We start from the raw sequence: 15859 nt of genomic DNA, 5'->3' as shown, positions 1-15859 counted from the left end.
AAATCCGGACGGGCGCGGTCTTGTTTCGGATTCGGCCTGTCACTGCACAGTCGAGGCATCCACTATCTTCTTTGCAACCGGTCTACTAACCTGCGCGCAGCCGTATCTCAAAACAACAAATGCACTCATGGAAGATCAACCTTGAAAACAGCTCTCGGCGCCCTGCTTCTGCTTGGCCTGTCCACCAGCGCACTCGCGGACTCGCACCCCATCGGCTTCCACCGCACAACCCTGGCGGATCCGCAGCGGCCGCTGGAAATGGTCGTCTGGTACCCGGCGACAACCCATGCAACCGCGCAGGTGATTGACGACAGTCCGGTGTTCGTCAGTGCCTCTGCGGTGCGCGATGCGCCGCCGACCGTCGGCGAGCATCCGCTGGTGGTGCTGTCGCATGGTTACCGTGGCAACTGGAGCAATCAGATGTGGCTGGCCAGTGCGCTGGCCGATCAGGGTTACATCGTCGCGGCAGTCAACCATCCCGGCAGCACCACCCACGACCGCAGTCCGCAAGCGGCGGCGCAGCTGTGGCAGCGGCCGGTCGATCTGCGGCGGGCCATCGAAGCCGTTGTGGCGCAGCCGGGAAAATTTGGCGCGGTGGCGCCGCAGCGGATTGCCGTCGTCGGGCATTCGCTCGGTGGCTGGACGGCTCTGGAAATCGCCGGTGCACGCTTTGACCCCGAGCGTTTTGCCGAGGACTGCAAGGCCCATGCGCAGCTCGCCAGTTGCAACGTCTATAAGCAAATGAACCCCGCCAGCACCGCGCAAGGCAAAGCCGACCTGGCGGCCGACCGGCGTTACAAACCAGTCAGCGCCATCGTTTCGCTGGACCTGGGCCTGTCACGCGGAATGACCGACGCAAGCCTCGCGGCGTTGCCAGTACCGACGCTGGTGATCGCCGCCGGCGCACCTTCCGAAGACCTGCCGGCGCAACTGGAATCCGCCGATCTGGCCAAACGCCTGCCAGCGGCTACCACACGTTATGTCGAGATCAACGACGCCACTCACTTCAGCTTCACGTCGATCTGCAAACCGGGCGCGATCGAGATGCTCGAGGAAGACGCACCGGGCGATGGCGTCATTTGCCAGGATCGCGACAATGCGCGCCCGCGTGAAGTGATCCAGCAGCAGGTGGTAGCGCTGATCAGCGATTTTCTGGCGGCGTCGAAGCCATGACCCCGGCCGCGGCAACCCCTTTGCGAAATGGCTGATGACGGACACCGGTGAGCCGTTTGATCCTGCATCGCTGCAGCAGACTCGCCAAATCGCTCCGAGCCGGTTTTAATGCGCGCTTGATGGGCATATGCCCGGCTCCCCTTCTCCGAGTAGAAACATGAACCGCCAAAAGAAACTGCAGCAGTTGTTCAAGGAAAAGGCCAAAAAGGCCAGCGCCAAACTCGCGCCGAAAAAGCCCAAGTACATCAGCAAGGCCGACCGCGCGAAACTGGCGGCCGAAGCGGCGGCCGAACCGGTTGAAACCCGTGAGAGTTGATTCGCTGCTTCAGGCGTCGATTAAACGCGCTTTACAGATACGCCTCGATGTTCGCGATCGCCCGATCGATGTAGAGCTCTTTCTCGCCAACGGGCGTCACATAATGAAACGCGTTGCGGGTGGCCTCCACACCGGCCAGACGGGCGATGAACCAGGCCGCCATATATTGTGAGGACAGGCAACCGCCAGCGGTGGCGACATTGCCCTTGGCCATGAACGGCTGATTGAGCACCGCCACACCGGCCTCCTCCACCCAGGGCTTGGTGATCAGATCGGTACAGGCTGGGACGTCATTGAGCAGGCCGAGCTTTGCCAGGATCAGCGTGCCCGAGCACTGGGCGCCCAAGAGCTGGCGCTGCGGATCGAGCCGTAGCCGCGCCATCAGCTCGGTATCCGCCACGATATCCCGGGTCAGACTTCCGCTGCCCACCAACACCGCGTCCGCGTCGCTCGCCTCCTCCAATGACACCTGAGCCTCGATTACCAGGCCATTCATCGAGCGCACTTTTTCCGTCGGGCTGGCGATCGACACGCGCCAATCGGGCTGTTTGACGCGGTTGAGAATGCTGAACGCGATGAGCGAATCCAGTTCGTTGAAGCCTTCAAAGGTCAGGATGGCGATGTGCATGGTGAGTCTCTAAATGGGCGATGACTCATCGTAAAATCTGGCGCTTATCACAATCAAAAAATTGTCATGGGTACATTGCGGGCGACATCGACGGGCATTTGATACACCGGCTACGCGCCACGGAAAGGACGGCTGAACAACCGCGTCGTCTCGCCCTATACCTTCTCAGGCGACCACGCCTGCATGCCTGCCAGGAAAGATCGGGCTGTAGCTTTCAGCCAGTGGCTGTAGGAAAGTGGCGAACATCGAATGATGAAAAGGCCAACACCTCATGAAGCCGCTGGATCTGACGCGTTTCGACCTCAATCTTCTGGTGGTTCTTGAGGCGCTTTGGGCGCAAAGGCACGTCGGTCGTGCGGCGCAGCACCTGCATCTGTCGCAGTCGGCCACCAGCCATGCCCTGTCGCGTTTGCGCACGGCGTTTGATGATCAGCTGTTCATTCGCAACCCTCGCGGCATGGCACCGACGCCGCTGGCCATCGAGCTGATGCCCAGAGTGGCGGCGGTGCTCGAATCGGTGCGGCTGGTCGCCAGCCCACGGGGGCCGTTCGATCCAGCGCGTCTGCAGGCGACACTGCGGATAGCGGCCACCGATCACGCCGTGCTGACCGTCATCGCCCCGGCGCTGGCGAAAATTCAGGTTGCGGCGCCGGAGGTGGTGCTGAAACTCGGGCCGGTGGATGGCGAGTCGGCGATGCGCCAACTGGACGCCGGCGAGATCGACCTGGTGTTGGGTTCGGGTTCGTTTGCGCAAGTGCCGCAACGCTTTGATTGCCAGCTCGCGCACAAGGAGCGATTCGTCGGCATCGCCCGCAAAGGGCACCCGGCATTGGTCAAGCGCGGCAAACATTTGCATATGGAACTGGATGACTTCACGCGTCTGCCGCACGTTCTGATTTCGCCCCGGGGCGACGCGCGGGGCGCTGTCGATGACGCGCTGGAACAGCTCGGTCGCAGCCGCAAGGTCAGCGTCACCTGCCCGAGTTTTCTCGCAGTGCCATTCATGGTTGGCGCATCGGAATCGATTGCCGTGGTCGCCGAACGTGTCGCCTTGCAGATGCAGGAAACCGCACAACTGAGCCTGTTCGAATTGCCCCTGACGCTGCCCACCTGGGAGGTCTTTGTCGTCCGCGCACGCGGGCGCGCCAACGAGCCGGCGGTTGAATGGATCACCAGAATGCTGATCGGCGACTGATGATCGACCTCGTGCATCGAGAGGCTGCACCAATGCCATTGGATCGCGCGCCTCGGTGCTCCTAGAGTGCGGACATCCGTTCAACATCCCTGGAATTCTCATGCAAACCGAGCCCACGCTGGTCATGGTTCCCTGCTTCGCCGGTGCACCGTGGCAGCTCGACCAACTCAGCCACTTGCAGCACCGCGCCATGCGTACGTTGCGCTTACCGGACGACGTCGCTGATCTGGAAACGCTCGCCAACTTCATCGTTGATCAAGTGAAAAATCTCGAATGCTACGTGCTGGTGGGCGACTCCTACGGCGCGGTCGCCTCGATCGCGGTTGCAACGCGCCAGCCAAAAGGCCTCAAGGGCCTGGTGCTGTCCGGCGGTTTCGCCAAAAACCCGATCACCTCGCCCCTGCTGAAAACGCTGGCCGCGCTGGCGCCGTTCTTCCCCGGGCCGTTTTATCGACAGACCACCCTGCGCCTCCACGCCGCACAACTGGCTTCGTCGTTCGACAAGGAAGGCGAAATCCCTTGGTCAACCGCCAGGAGCCGCGCCTTCTTCATCGAGCAAACCCCACACAAGGCCTACGTCAACCGCGTGCGCTCGATCGAGACCGTCGACTACACCGCCCTGCTGGCAAAGATCGACGTGCCGACGCTGATCCTCACGCCCGAGGAAGACAGGCTGATCGGCAGAGAGGCGGCGGGGATCCTGCTGAAGGGGATAAAGACCGCGCAGGAAGTCGTCATGCCGAGGACCGGGCATATGTTCAGGTTTTCGCATCCGGGGGCGTATTCGCTGGAGGTCAGGAAGTTTCTGCAGCGGGTGGCGCTTTGAGTGTATTTGGGCCAGTCAGATGCTGCGCGGCATATCGATCCGAATTGCCGTTTTTTGTTGCAGCCACTAGCCTCACCAGGTCAAAAGCACAAATCAGAGACCCGCATGACCGCACGCCCCGCCACGGATAGCGACCTGACAGCCCTCTTCGACTTGCATCGAGCAGTCTTCCGCGAACACATCGAAAAAATATGGGGCTGGGATGAGAGTTGGCAACGCGCAAATTTCGCGGTGGAATTCGCATGCACAGCCACTTCGGTTATTGAACAAGACGGCCGGCTTGTTGGCTATGTGCAAATACTGGAAAAGGAAGACCGAATCCATGTTCAGAACATCGCTATTTCGCCCGAATACCAAGGCAAGGGCATTGGCTCGCGCATTCTGAAGAACCTCCAGCTGCAAGCCGCTGCACGTCAAGTGCCATTGCAATTGGGCGCTTTTCGCACGAACACTCTGGCGCAGAAGCTCTATGAACGGCTGGGCTTTCGCCAGACTGGCACGACAGACACGCATATTGAAATGTCGTGGACAGGCCCTGAAAGCCAGCAGACGTGATCCGAATCCATCCGCGTAAAAAACCTTCCCCAACTCAACCTATAAGGACATTCAATGCCACGCTCGCTGCAGTTCGAACAAGTCGACGTATTCGCCGATCACCCCTACGAAGGTAATGCGCTGGCAGTGGTGGTGGATGCTGATGGGCTGACGACCGAGCAGATGCAGGCGTTCGCCCGCTGGACTCAACTCAGTGAGACCACTTTTCTGTTGAAGCCCGAGGCGCCGGACGCGCACTACCGTGTCCGCATCTTTACACCGTTGCGTGAGCTGCCCTTCGCTGGGCATCCCACCCTGGGCAGCTGCAAGGTGTGGTTGGCACGGAACGACAACCCTGAGCAGCTCGAGATTGTTCAGGAGTGCTCGGCGGGCTTGATTCGGGTACGCAAGCAAGGTCCGCAACTGGCTTTCGCCGCGCCACCATTGGTGCGCAGCGGGCCGCTGGAGGCAACGACGCTCAACCTGATCGAGCAAGGACTCGGCCTCGCCACCGGGCAGATCCGCGCGAGCCAATGGGTCGATAACGGTCCGGGTTGGGCGGGCGTGTTGCTGGCGAGTCGTGAAGACCTGTTGGCGATCAAGCCTGATTACGCGGCACTGCAGGGGCTGAATGTCGGGGTTATTGCGCCGTGGGCGGGTCCCGACGCTGAAACGGACGTGGAAGTCAGAGCCTTCATGGGCGAGGAATGCGCCGAGGACGCCGTCACCGGCAGCCTCAATGCGAGCCTGGCTCAGTGGCTGATCGGCTCAGGCATCCTTGGCGACCGCTACACCGTGAGCCAAGGCACCGCCATGGGCCGCCGCGGCCGATTGCACATTGAGAACGTGGACGGCAGCGTCTGGGTGGGCGGTGCCGTTCAGCACTGTATTTCCGGCCGGGTGGTCTTTTGAGCAGTTTTTTTTTGAATCACGCTCTGCCCATTTCTGCGCATGCAGCCTCAATGTCCCAGAGCGCCCCTTCTGAAACCGCTTAAGCGACCTTCCTGGTAAAACGAAAACTACTGAACCCAGGCATTTGATGAACCGAACAGTCTTGCTGCCCGTATCCCATTAGAGACTTCATCATCTTTGGCATCCACGACCTGCAGCTTACCGACTGTTTAGCCTCTGACCGGTGGCGAATGCTTCAACCGCACTGGAAGCGTTGCTTTCCCGAACTTACTATTAAATTCGCTGGATTCATGGCCAACCATTAATCTGACGAACTTAAAGTAAAACTCCGACGCTTGGTCATCCGAAACAATAGCTGCCAAGTATTTTGCGCAGAGATTCACTGTTGTTTTCCCAGCAAAACATCCAAATCCACACGTTATAGTTATTTCAGAATGCTATAACCGAAGTCACAAAAAAATATAAAAACCTGTCACTTCTGACAGGTGGCGTAAAAGGCGCTATCTTTTAGAATTAGATCTCCCAACTCCCATTCAACAAAAAGACAATTTCGAGAAAAAAATGGACCTATACCCAGTCGACACTGAAACTAAATCAGCTATATACACAGAACAAATGAACCGACCAAAAATTGATAATGAAAACGAAAGAATCACAGTCGTGGAACGACTGATATTACATAAAATCGGAGAGGAACTAAAGCTTTCAGTTAGTTCGCGCACCGGAACTTTAGAATATTATGAAGACACGCTTGACAAAATTGAAATAACCATCTCCGAGCTTGGGGATATTTTTGCTAGCGAGGATGGATATCGCTGTCGCTTTAGGCTTGGAGATGGAAACTGGCATGATCAAATACACATTCAGCGCTTTATCGGTTCAAACGCTAAAAACAGTTCGGCCAATATCAGTCAAAGCTGTGTAGAACAAGCCATTTGGTCAAAGTGGTACAAAAGAGAGTCAGACATCATCAACAATAAAACAAATGAGTTGCAACGCGAATACAACACAAGATTTTTAGAAGCTCAGGAAAAGCTGAACATCACAAGTTCCGTACAACTAAACTTTAACCCCCCGGAAGAAAATGAATACGGAACCATCACTATTGAAATTCCTCCCATCAAATTTAATTCAACACCTGAAGAATTTAAGGCAGCCACAGACGCTTTCAACATAAACCTGGAAAGAAAAAGAATTGAACGCGAATATCAAAGTGCATACAAAAATTTATTAGCTCAAGGCGTGAAACACATTGCCGTCGATTTCGCCATCAAAGAAATAAAACAAACAGCTAAAGACAAAATAGCTTCAATTGTTTTAAACAAATGAAAAACGTTTCGAAAAATCGCCACCATCATTTAGGGAGAACTTAAACATGGGAATCGCAGTCAGTGCAGGAGGAGATTTCTCTGCTGCTATCACAGCAATGGTAGAGGATATCGTTGAATATGGTTTTGCCACAGATCCATTCAAACGCCCCGACCGATATAGCATCCACCGACCAGGAGCGGTTACAACGTACAACGAGATTAAAACCATCTCAGCACGATATCGAAACTGGGCTGACTTGGGAAACAACAGAACATTGTTATTACCCGTACCTATCCTATACCCGCAAATTTGGTTTCACACCGAAACAAGCAAAGAACACAGAAGCGTTTGGGATTGCGAATACGGAGCCGAAAAACCTTTGTATTCCGGACCAGAAGGTAATCGCAACAGTGTAGAGGCAGATAAACGCTGCCCCTACAGTGGTAGAGGTGCACGCGCGGGACAGTTAATTTATAAGTACGGTGAGAATGGACTGGCACAGCCCGTCTGGAATGAATACAGCTTCACCACTTTAAACGAAGAGGGTGAGCTTTATTTCAGAATCAACACCACAAATGATGATTTGGAATCAAACTCAGGAAATATAAAAATAATAATCGCCCGAAACCCAGCGATTACGCCAAAACAAGACATGATATATACGGTTTACGCACAGTGCGGGTGGAAAAGTACGAAACTCCCCCGCTGGACCAACTGGAAACTTATAGATAGTGATGGATATAGCCCGAATGCTTTCATGTCAATGCCAATGCCAGCTATCTTGGAACGCAGTGCATGTTGGCGATATGCTCCAGACCCCGAACCAGAAAAATCTGTGGTAAATGCTGTAGGGGCCTTGCGATATCCTTACTGCGGACCTGGTGGATGTAAAGAAAGCGTCGAGGGTGATACGCGATATCCATATCACGGCCCAGGAGCCAAACGGGGGCAGCTACTTTTCAAGTATGGCGCAAAAGGAACTGTTCTTCCCCTCTGGAGCGGCGACGCGGTTTATGCGCAAGAATGTACTGGTTCGTTATATCTGGCTTGTAATGGGCCCACAGTTATTCTCCCAGACGACAACATCATTCGAAGTGAATTTGATGTCAGCAATGCAGGGTTTGGTCTATTATCGTTAAGAATATCCTGAGAAAAACACCATTACATTTCCAACCCTTCCTGGTATCCAGCCGGTTTTTTTGCAAATTTCAAGTTACACGCAGAAAGCCGGCACCTCAACTTCCATTTTGTCCTTGAATACGCTGACAAACCCCTTTCTACTGTAAAAACCTATGAAATTGTTTTATCAATAACGTCGATTCGGCCGTTCACGGTGAATATAACTCAAAATACCGCAATGGTTGATGAGCCTAGTTAAAAAAAATAACGATCCTTTAGCTTAAACATTATTATCAAGCTCAATGCGACGGGATCATCAGTGTTCTGCCCGTATCCCACCGGTTTCAACTTCATATCAGCCTGGCAACCGACCCTGTCGGTAATGCCCCGTCCTTCTCAAGCGCAGTCAGTTTCTCGACAATTCGGGCACGCTCGCTTTCTGATGTTTCGCGGTCAGTAATCGAGTAAGTCTGGCCATAGACCCATGCACGCAACTGCTCAAGCACGGAAGGTTCAGCAGGTGCGCGAGACAGCTGCTGCAACAGATACCCGGCCTGCATCCATTTGGGCATCAGCTCAAGCAGCGCCTGACGTCGAGAGGCGGACAGCGCAGGCCAGAGTGTTTCGAGCTGAGCGCTGAATGCTGACTCGATGACTTTCCATGGCTGCGGACGCAGGCCGCGTACTCCCGCCTCGAACACCGGGCGTGACGGATCCGCGATCGCCGCGATCAGTAAATCAGGCCTGCACTCTCCTTCGAGGCTCAGGACCAGTGACCGAACCTCGCCACTGTTTTGGCTGAGGGCCGCGTTCATCCACCCTTGCGGGATTGCCATGCCAAGCGACTGCGCCAACCCGAGTACGCCAAGCCAACGGGCTTTGGTGGCGGGAATCTCGCCTGCCAGTTGCGCTTGAAGTACCTGCAACGGGTCGACGCCATACTTTCTGGCGGCCCAGAGTGCAGTCGATCTTGCTGCAGACGATGGGTCGGTCAGAAAGTCTTCGATCAGTCGTGTGCGATCCGTTTGCAACTCAATGGCTTGCAGAAACGACAGGCGCCGGAGAATGCTGCTGTTGCTGGCGAGTCCATAGGCGATGGCCTTCTGCGCCGATTCCAGAGGCAGCGCCATTGCCCTGCCGAGCGCAGCTCGCCGCACACTGAAATCTGCATGATGAAGGCTCGCGACAAGAAACGCCTCCAGCTCATCTGCGCGCTTTGTCTGAGCGAGTACCCTGAAAAACAACCGCGTACAGGCGCCACGGCTGGTTTCGAAGGCAGCTGTGGTTTGCGCGAGGCATTCAGGTGTTGCCAGCAGCGCTTCAAGCTTTTGGATGGTAGCGCCGTGGTCTTCGCGTCGGCGCTGCTCAAGGGCAAGGATGGCGGGAGTCTTGGCGATCAGCCAAGGGCCATACTCGGGGGTCAGGTAGTCTGCGAAAGCGTCTCTGGCCGCCGCACGTACCTGCGGCACCCAGTCGTTGAGCCGCACGATAATGGACGCCAGCCGCTCGGTCGATTGCGATGAGCGGATTTGCCGTAGACCGGCCTCCCTGTGGAATCCATCCCAGGACATGACCAGCCACTTCCAGTCACGCACTGGCAATACTTCAGGTGGATCTACTGGATCTACTGGATCTACTGAGCGTTCGGTTTTTGCAGTGGTGGATGTTTTTCCGGTGAGTCTTTGCAACAAAACTTTCCACATGGAGCTGACTATCCCTGACGTCCGAACATTGGCGTGAGCCATAGCATGCCTGTCACCGTCGCTTTTTTAAATGCAGGGTTCTCTCACAACCTATCTTTCAACCACAGCGAAACACGCAAGCCACACCGCCCCACTTCATCGACAAAACTCAAACCCACCCGAATCCCCGTCCGTTCGGCGATCGCTCTGACAATCGACAGCCCCAACCCGGACCCAGCCTCGCCGGTCCCCAGGCTGCGGTAAAACGGATCGAACACCAGCGCCTGTTCTTCGGCGCGGATGCCCGGCCCCGAGTCCTTGATTTCGATGCGCGCGCCCTGCTCCGTCCGTTCGACGCTGAGGTCGACTCGTCCGCCCGCCGGGGTATAGCGGATGGCGTTATCCACCAGGTTCTTGATCAGGATGATCAGATCCAGTTCGCTGATGACGACCTGCACATCCTCGACGCTCTCCACGCCGATATCGATGGCTTTGTTCTCTGCCAGTGGCAGCAGGTCTTCCAGCACTCGGCGGAACACTGCATGCACCGACACGGCAGCCTCGGCGCGTTGCGCGATTGATTGTGCGGCGGCCAGCGCGAGCAATTGCTCGATCAGCTTGCGACTGCGCTCGATCCCCTGAGCCAGCGGCAGAAAGTTCTGCCGGGTGTCAGCCGACATGGGCGTAGCGGCCAATCGCTCAGCCTGCAGCGACAGCGCCGTCATCGGCGAGCGCAGTTCATGGGCGGCATCGGCGATAAACCGTCGTTGCGCCTCCATCGCCTGCGCAACGCGGCGCAGCAACCGATTGATCGCCACGACGAAGGGCCGGATTTCGCTCGGCAAGTGCTGTTCATCAATCGCATGCAGGGCCTGTTGGTCGCGCTGATCGATTTCCGCCGAGAGCGTCGCGATCGGGCGAAACAGCTTGCGCACCAGATCCCCCACCACCAACAGCAGCACCGGAAACAGAATCAGAAATGGCAGCAGGCTGCGCCAGGCGCTTTCCCGGGCTTCCTTGTCGCGCACATCGGCTTCCTGCGCGACCGCAATGCGTTCGCCTGCCGAGGTGGTTCTGACCAGCACACGATAGTGTTCACCGGCAATATTCAGCGTCGCCAGACCATCGGCCAGGGTCAGGGGAAAGGGCAACGGAATGCTCGCGTCATCAGTGCCGACGGCTTTGCTGCTGTCGGACAGGTATTGCACGGTGATCCGCGAGTCTTCGTCATCGCCAACGACCTGCCCGGCAGCGGGATAACCCAGGGTCATGTGCTGCCGATCGAACAGCAGCGCCACCTGACGCAGGCTTTCGTCCTGCATTTCGTGCGCTTCGTCGAGTGCCGAGATGAACGCGAATGCACCGGCGAGCAAGGCGACGATGAGTATCGCCAGTGACAGCGTGATGGATAGCCGTGACTGCACCGAGTCGCTCAAACGCCTTTTGAAACCATCCATCCCATCCCCCTGACATTCCTGATGACATGGTTGCCCAGTTTGCGCCGCAGCGAATGGATCAAAAACTCCACCGCGTTGCTTTCCACTTCGTTGCCCCAGCCGTAAATCCGGTCTTCAAGTTCGCTGCGCGAGAGAATCGCCCCCGGGCGGATCAACAGTGCCTGTAACAGCGCAAACTCGCGGCTGGAAAGCTGCACATCGGCGACTTGCGCGGTAGAGGCCTGTTTCGAAATCAGGTTCAGCAACACCTCGCCGTTATCCAGCAACGATTGCGCGTTACCGCCGCGACGGCGCAATACCGCGCGCATCCGTGCCAGCAACTCGGCCATGGCGAACGGTTTGAGCAGGAAGTCATCCGCACCGCCATCGAGGCCGCGCAGCCGATCATCGAGGCCATCGCGGGCGGTAATAATCAGCAGCGGCACGGGGTTGTTGCGCGCGCGAATGGCATCCAGCACATCGAGCCCGTCCTTGCCGGGCAGGCCGAGGTCGAGCAACACCAGATCGTAGGTCTGGGTGTCCAGCGCCGCCAGCGCGGTGAGGCCGTTTTTCACCCAGTCGGTGGCGTAGCTCGCTTCCTTGAGCGCCGCCTCGATGGCTTCGCCAATCATCAGGTCATCTTCGACCAGCAGAATCCGCATGCAGCGCTCCGACAGAAAAAGGCGCGACGGTCATTGCCATCGCGCCTGTATTGAAGCACTTGAACCGACGTTTGTCCGCCGCCGGTTCAGCGCTGCGATCACTGCTTGCCGTTCATCGAATCGAAGGCCTTGAGCAGGTCGTCCATGGCCGCCTTGCAGTCAGCCTGCTTCGGCGAGTTGGCGCGCAGAGCATCCAGCGCGCGGTCAATGGCCTTGTCCAGTACATGCCAGTCGGCAGCGGCACGCGGCTTGATGCCGGCTTCGGCAGAGTCCCAGGAGGTCTCCAGATCCTTGATCCGGGTCTTGGCGCCGAGCAGGTCGTTTTTCTCGACCAGCGTGCTGACGTCAGCGGCGATGTTGCGGAACTCGCTCAGGTCACCCAGCTTCGAGCCCGATTGCGGCGGCGCGCTCAAAGAGCTGGTCGGCGTGCCGGCAGCGGGCTTGTCGGCGGGTTTCGAGCAGCCGGCGAGGCTGCCGAGCAGCACCAGAGACGAGATGATCGCGACGTGGCGAAAAGCCGTTTTGAAGGCGTGCATATTGATTCCTTGATGGGTATCCAAACGTTTATTGAGTGAGGGTTTTGCGATTGCCAAGGCTGATCTGCGCGACCGCCACCAGCAGCACGATGACGCTGAGGAAGATCGCACTGGTCCAGGCGGCGCCCATGCCCAGGCCACCGTAGGTCTTGGCCTGAGTCAGCAAGTCACCGAGAGAGGCGCCGAACGGACGGGTGAGGATGTAGGCGATCCAGAAGGTCAGCACCACGTTGGCCCCCATCCGCCAGGCCAACAGCGTCGCCGCGATCAGCGCGCCGAATATCACTGCACCGACGGTGAAGCCCAACCCCAACGCTTCGGTTGCCAGGTCCCCGGCGGCAGTGCCCAGGGCAAAGGTGCAGAGCACAGTGGACCAGTAAAAAAGCTCGCGCCGCGGCGTGTTGATTTCGCGGATCGACAGGTTGTTCTCCATCGTGAACCAGATCAGGAAGTTAACGGCCAGCAACACCGAGAACACCGCAGTGCTGACGTACAGGCTGATGTCGAGCATGTCGGTCATGATGTCGGTGATCTGCGTGCCGACGATGCTCACCAGCACCACGGTCAACCAGTAGATCCAGGGCGTATACGCGGTTTTACGCATTTGAAAGAACAGCGCGCACCCGAGTAACAGCGCCATGCCGATGCTGGTCCAGCCAGCACCGAAACCGGCATCCACGGCGAGAAAGTCGGCGCCGGTTTCACCCACGGTCGTCGAGAGAATCTTGATCACCCAGAAGGCCAGTGTCACTTCGGGGACTTTGTTAAGCCATCCGGCTTTAGCGGGATTCATGTGTGGATCGCCTCTCCTGTCCAGCGCTGAACTTGCGCTGGGGGGAAGATACGAGCCAATACTTAGCTGAGACTGAGGGTGTGCACGGCGCGGCCGATCCACTGGTCCACCCTGCTCACCTGAAATTTTCCGCCGTGCCCGGTTCGATCACCTAACCTCATAGCTGGTGTGATCAACGAGAACCGGCCCCTCTCATGCGCAACACATTGAAGTTATTGTTGTTTGTCGCGCTGCTCCTGCTCGCTGCGGGCAGTTCGGCGTTGTGGGCGGCGGATTTGCCGGCGCCTTCGGCGACCACTGCGGCGCCGCTGGTGGAGGTCTCGCAAAGTGATCTGCAAGCCCTGCAACTGCGCCTCGACGGGCTGAAGCAGCAGATTTCCGCCGCCAACAACTACAACCAGCTCGAAGGCCCGCAAGACCGGGTGCAAACGTTCATTCTGGACATCGATCGGTTGTCGGCTTCGTTGTTGCCGCAGCAAGCTCAATTGACGGTGCAACTGGGGGTGCTCGGCGCAGCGCCGGATACGCAGATTGCCGCCGAACAAGCGGAAATCGCCGCGCAACGGGCGCAGCTCAACGAGCAAAAAAACAAGGTCGATGCCACGCTCAAAAGCCTTGCCGCGCTCAAACAAAGCGCCGCCGAGCTGATCACGCAAATCGCCGGCATTCGCCGCACACTGCTCGAAAGCGAACTGACGCTGCGCACCGACAGCATTCTGAGTCCGGCCTTCTGGTCGCCATTGGTGTCGCCAGAGCAGGATGACCGCCAGCGACTGAATTTTTTCATCAATCAGGTGAAACTCACCTGGGCCACGGTCTGGGCGCCCGGGCAGCGTTTTTTCACCTGTGTGCTGGTGCTGCTGGCTTTGGCTTTCTGGACGCTCGGCCGGCGACTCGCCGAGCGTGGTCTGACCTGGGTTTGCATCCACCGCATGCCGGAGGGGCGCCTGCGCCGCAGCGCGCTGGCGTTCGCCTCGGCGCTGGCGACCCTTGGCACCACGGCCATCGCCCTGCACCTGCTGTTTTACGCCTGCACCCGCCACGAACCGCTGACGCCAGTGCTGCAGACTTTTTCCGAGGAATTCGAAAAAGCCGTCTACGCCTGCGTCCTGATCACCGCGCTGAGCCGCGCACTGCTGTCGACCAAACATCCCTCATGGCGGCTGCCGGCGATTGCCGACCCGGTGGCGCTGGCACTGAGACCCTATCCAAGGATTCTCGCGGCCATACTGCTGGTGCTGGTGACACTGGTGCAGGTCAGCAATGCCACCGGCATGAGCAGCCAGATCGTGATCGCTCAACGTGGGGTGATTGCCATCGTGGTGATCGTGATTCTGGTGCCGCTGCTGTTGCGCGTCGGCAAAGTGCGCAAGGCGTTGCTCACCGCCAATGAACCGGAGGCCGGCAGCACGTTTGCCGGGGCGATCTACAGCATTGCCACGGTGTGCATGTGCGTGTCGGCGCTGGCCTTGCTCACCGGCTACGTGTCGCTGGCCCGCTTCGTCACCTATGAATTGGTCTGGGCCTATATCGTGCTGGCCGGGTTCTATTTGCTGATTCAAGTGGTCAAGGATGCCTGCGAATACCTGTTCTCGCCGCGCTACTCGGCCGGCAAGACCATCAAGCAGACCCTGGGCATGGGCGACCGGCGGCTGGAGCAGATTTCGATTGTGCTGTCCGGTGCCAGCCGCGCCGGACTGTTGCTGCTGGCGGTGATTACCCTGTTCGTCGGCGGCATCGGCACCACGTTCGGGCAACTGACCACCAATGTCATGGGCATTCTCGGCGGCGCCGGATTGCGCAAGCTGAACATCGTTCCGGCGCATCTGATAAATGCGGTACTGGCGCTACTGATCGGCATCTACCTGATCCGCGCCCTGCGCCGCTGGCTCGACAATGAATTCCTGCCCAAGACCGACATGGATCCGGGCATGTGCGCGTCGTTGAGCACGCTGTTTTCCAACATCGGTTATGCCACGGTCATCCTCCTGACGCTGTCGTCGCTGGGCGTGCGCTGGACCAATCTGGCGTGGATCGTCAGTGCGCTCTCGGTGGGGATCGGTTTCGGTTTGCAGGAGATCGTCAAGAACTTCGTCTCCGGGCTGATCCTGCTCACCGAACGCCCGGTGAAGGTCGGCGACCTGATCAGCATCAGCGGTGTCGAAGGCGATATCCGCCGGATCAACGTGCGCGCCACGGAAATCCAGCTCAGCGACCGCTCCATCGTGATCGTGCCCAACTCGCAACTGATCTCGCAGAACCTGCGCAACGTCACCCTCGGCGGCAGCGCCCAGGGGGTGGCAAGCCTGGAGCTGATGTTCCCGCTGGACATCGACCCCGAACAGGTCAAGGAACTGTTGCTGAACACCTACCGCGAAAACGAAAACATCCTCGACAAACCGGCGTCGTACGTGCGCTTCAGCAAGCTGTCGCCGGATGGCATCACCTTGACGGTGACCGGCTACGTCGGCAGCCCGCGGATTGTGGGCGGGACCAAGAGTGATTTGCTGTTCGAGATACTCAAGCGACTGGGGGATGCGGGGATTGCGCTGGCGAAACCAGCCTCCGCCCCATAACAGCCCCCCTGTGGGAGCGGGCTCTGCGTTAAACACGGAATGTATGCCTGTCATTAATCCATTGTGGGAGCGGGCTTGCTCGCGAAGACGCCGGCACAGGCAAAACCTCCGGCGACTGACACTCCGCTTTCGCAAGCAAGCCCGCTTCCACATGGGCTCT

15 protein-coding genes are annotated in these 15859 nt (G+C 57.9%); 9 read left to right on the top strand and 6 right to left on the bottom strand.

Annotated features, from left to right (window positions below; genetic code table 11):
- Window positions 1-141: 141 nt before the first annotated feature.
- Both J1G18_RS26990 and J1G18_RS26985 read left to right on the top strand, forming a co-directional pair.
- The gene (locus tag J1G18_RS26990) at window positions 142-1173 is read left to right on the top strand and encodes an alpha/beta hydrolase family protein (RefSeq protein WP_223009417.1); all 1032 of its coding nucleotides are present in this window, start codon (window positions 142-144) and stop codon (window positions 1171-1173) included.
- A 157-nt stretch (window positions 1174-1330) separates the two neighbouring features.
- Window positions 1331-1489 (top strand): DUF2986 domain-containing protein, encoded by a 159-nt coding sequence (locus tag J1G18_RS26985; RefSeq protein WP_081730283.1) that lies wholly within the window; start codon window positions 1331-1333, stop codon window positions 1487-1489.
- A 31-nt stretch (window positions 1490-1520) separates the two neighbouring features.
- Here the strand turns inward: J1G18_RS26985 and J1G18_RS26980 are convergent, their stop codons facing one another.
- Window positions 1521-2117: a DJ-1/PfpI family protein gene (locus tag J1G18_RS26980; protein ID WP_096797689.1), complete on the bottom strand. Its 597-nt coding sequence runs from the start codon at window positions 2115-2117 to the stop codon at window positions 1521-1523.
- Between the two features lie 271 nt (window positions 2118-2388).
- Between J1G18_RS26980 and J1G18_RS26975 the strand changes: the two genes are divergently transcribed.
- The 6 genes from J1G18_RS26975 to J1G18_RS26950 all read left to right on the top strand — a co-directional run bounded on the left by J1G18_RS26975 (window position 2389) and on the right by J1G18_RS26950 (window position 8045).
- On the top strand, window positions 2389-3312 hold the full coding sequence (locus tag J1G18_RS26975) for a LysR family transcriptional regulator (protein ID WP_223009414.1): 924 nt from the start codon (window positions 2389-2391) through the stop codon (window positions 3310-3312).
- Window positions 3313-3412: 100 nt separating this feature from the next.
- Complete coding sequence (locus J1G18_RS26970) at window positions 3413-4138, top strand: alpha/beta fold hydrolase (RefSeq protein ID WP_223009412.1); 726 nt, start codon at window positions 3413-3415, stop codon at window positions 4136-4138.
- A 105-nt stretch (window positions 4139-4243) separates the two neighbouring features.
- Window positions 4244-4693, top strand: coding sequence for a GNAT family N-acetyltransferase (locus J1G18_RS26965; RefSeq protein WP_098968336.1), 450 nt, complete (start codon window positions 4244-4246; stop codon window positions 4691-4693).
- 54 nt (window positions 4694-4747) lie between these two features.
- Entirely contained in the window at window positions 4748-5584 is an 837-nt protein-coding gene (locus tag J1G18_RS26960) for a PhzF family phenazine biosynthesis protein (protein ID WP_098968335.1), read from the top strand.
- Between the two features lie 660 nt (window positions 5585-6244).
- On the top strand, window positions 6245-6913 hold the full coding sequence (locus J1G18_RS26955) for a hypothetical protein (protein WP_223009410.1): 669 nt from the start codon (window positions 6245-6247) through the stop codon (window positions 6911-6913).
- 46 nt (window positions 6914-6959) lie between these two features.
- The gene (locus J1G18_RS26950; RefSeq protein ID WP_127646236.1) at window positions 6960-8045 is read left to right on the top strand and encodes a hypothetical protein; all 1086 of its coding nucleotides are present in this window, start codon (window positions 6960-6962) and stop codon (window positions 8043-8045) included.
- A gap of 319 nt (window positions 8046-8364) precedes the next feature.
- On the opposite strand, the gene J1G18_RS26945 is transcribed toward J1G18_RS26950, so the two are convergent.
- The 5 genes from J1G18_RS26945 to J1G18_RS26925 all read right to left on the bottom strand — a co-directional run bounded on the left by J1G18_RS26945 (window position 8365) and on the right by J1G18_RS26925 (window position 13123).
- Window positions 8365-9717: a hypothetical protein gene (locus J1G18_RS26945; RefSeq protein ID WP_223009409.1), complete on the bottom strand. Its 1353-nt coding sequence runs from the start codon at window positions 9715-9717 to the stop codon at window positions 8365-8367.
- Window positions 9718-9800: 83 nt separating this feature from the next.
- Window positions 9801-11153: an ATP-binding protein gene (locus tag J1G18_RS26940; RefSeq protein ID WP_223009407.1), complete on the bottom strand. Its 1353-nt coding sequence runs from the start codon at window positions 11151-11153 to the stop codon at window positions 9801-9803.
- Window positions 11129-11794 (bottom strand): response regulator, encoded by a 666-nt coding sequence (locus tag J1G18_RS26935; RefSeq protein WP_223009405.1) that lies wholly within the window; start codon window positions 11792-11794, stop codon window positions 11129-11131. The genes J1G18_RS26940 and J1G18_RS26935 overlap by 25 nt, the downstream gene beginning before the upstream one ends.
- 98 nt (window positions 11795-11892) lie before the next feature.
- Complete coding sequence (locus J1G18_RS26930; protein ID WP_098968330.1) at window positions 11893-12330, bottom strand: hypothetical protein; 438 nt, start codon at window positions 12328-12330, stop codon at window positions 11893-11895.
- A gap of 28 nt (window positions 12331-12358) precedes the next feature.
- Window positions 12359-13123, bottom strand: coding sequence for a hypothetical protein (locus J1G18_RS26925; protein ID WP_098968329.1), 765 nt, complete (start codon window positions 13121-13123; stop codon window positions 12359-12361).
- A 194-nt stretch (window positions 13124-13317) separates the two neighbouring features.
- Between J1G18_RS26925 and J1G18_RS26920 the strand changes: the two genes are divergently transcribed.
- Entirely contained in the window at window positions 13318-15699 is a 2382-nt protein-coding gene (locus J1G18_RS26920; protein ID WP_223009403.1) for a DUF3772 domain-containing protein, read from the top strand.
- The last annotated feature ends 160 nt before the right edge of the window (window positions 15700-15859 follow it).

The organism is Pseudomonas sp. MIS38 (assembly GCF_019891575.1).
Taxonomy (GTDB): Bacteria; Pseudomonadota; Gammaproteobacteria; order Pseudomonadales; family Pseudomonadaceae; genus Aquipseudomonas; species Aquipseudomonas putida_A.
This window is presented reverse-complemented; position numbering and strand designations above follow the sequence as displayed.

What these genes read in the sequence shown, in the direction of transcription:
- J1G18_RS26985 (WP_081730283.1), top strand. Translation starts at nt 1,331, where the DNA reads ATGAACCGCCAAAAGAAACTGCAGCAGTTGTTCAAGGAAAAGGCCAAA.
- J1G18_RS26980 (WP_096797689.1), bottom strand. Translation starts at nt 2,117, where the DNA reads ATGCACATCGCCATCCTGACCTTTGAAGGCTTCAACGAACTGGATTCG.
- J1G18_RS26975 (WP_223009414.1), top strand. Translation starts at nt 2,389, where the DNA reads ATGAAGCCGCTGGATCTGACGCGTTTCGACCTCAATCTTCTGGTGGTT.
- J1G18_RS26970 (WP_223009412.1), top strand. Translation starts at nt 3,413, where the DNA reads ATGCAAACCGAGCCCACGCTGGTCATGGTTCCCTGCTTCGCCGGTGCA.
- J1G18_RS26965 (WP_098968336.1), top strand. Translation starts at nt 4,244, where the DNA reads ATGACCGCACGCCCCGCCACGGATAGCGACCTGACAGCCCTCTTCGAC.
- J1G18_RS26960 (WP_098968335.1), top strand. Translation starts at nt 4,748, where the DNA reads ATGCCACGCTCGCTGCAGTTCGAACAAGTCGACGTATTCGCCGATCAC.
- J1G18_RS26950 (WP_127646236.1), top strand. Translation starts at nt 6,960, where the DNA reads ATGGGAATCGCAGTCAGTGCAGGAGGAGATTTCTCTGCTGCTATCACA.
- J1G18_RS26945 (WP_223009409.1), bottom strand. Translation starts at nt 9,717, where the DNA reads ATGTGGAAAGTTTTGTTGCAAAGACTCACCGGAAAAACATCCACCACT.
- J1G18_RS26940 (WP_223009407.1), bottom strand. Translation starts at nt 11,153, where the DNA reads ATGGATGGTTTCAAAAGGCGTTTGAGCGACTCGGTGCAGTCACGGCTA.
- J1G18_RS26935 (WP_223009405.1), bottom strand. Translation starts at nt 11,794, where the DNA reads ATGCGGATTCTGCTGGTCGAAGATGACCTGATGATTGGCGAAGCCATC.
- J1G18_RS26930 (WP_098968330.1), bottom strand. Translation starts at nt 12,330, where the DNA reads ATGCACGCCTTCAAAACGGCTTTTCGCCACGTCGCGATCATCTCGTCT.
- J1G18_RS26925 (WP_098968329.1), bottom strand. Translation starts at nt 13,123, where the DNA reads ATGAATCCCGCTAAAGCCGGATGGCTTAACAAAGTCCCCGAAGTGACA.
- J1G18_RS26920 (WP_223009403.1), top strand. Translation starts at nt 13,318, where the DNA reads ATGCGCAACACATTGAAGTTATTGTTGTTTGTCGCGCTGCTCCTGCTC.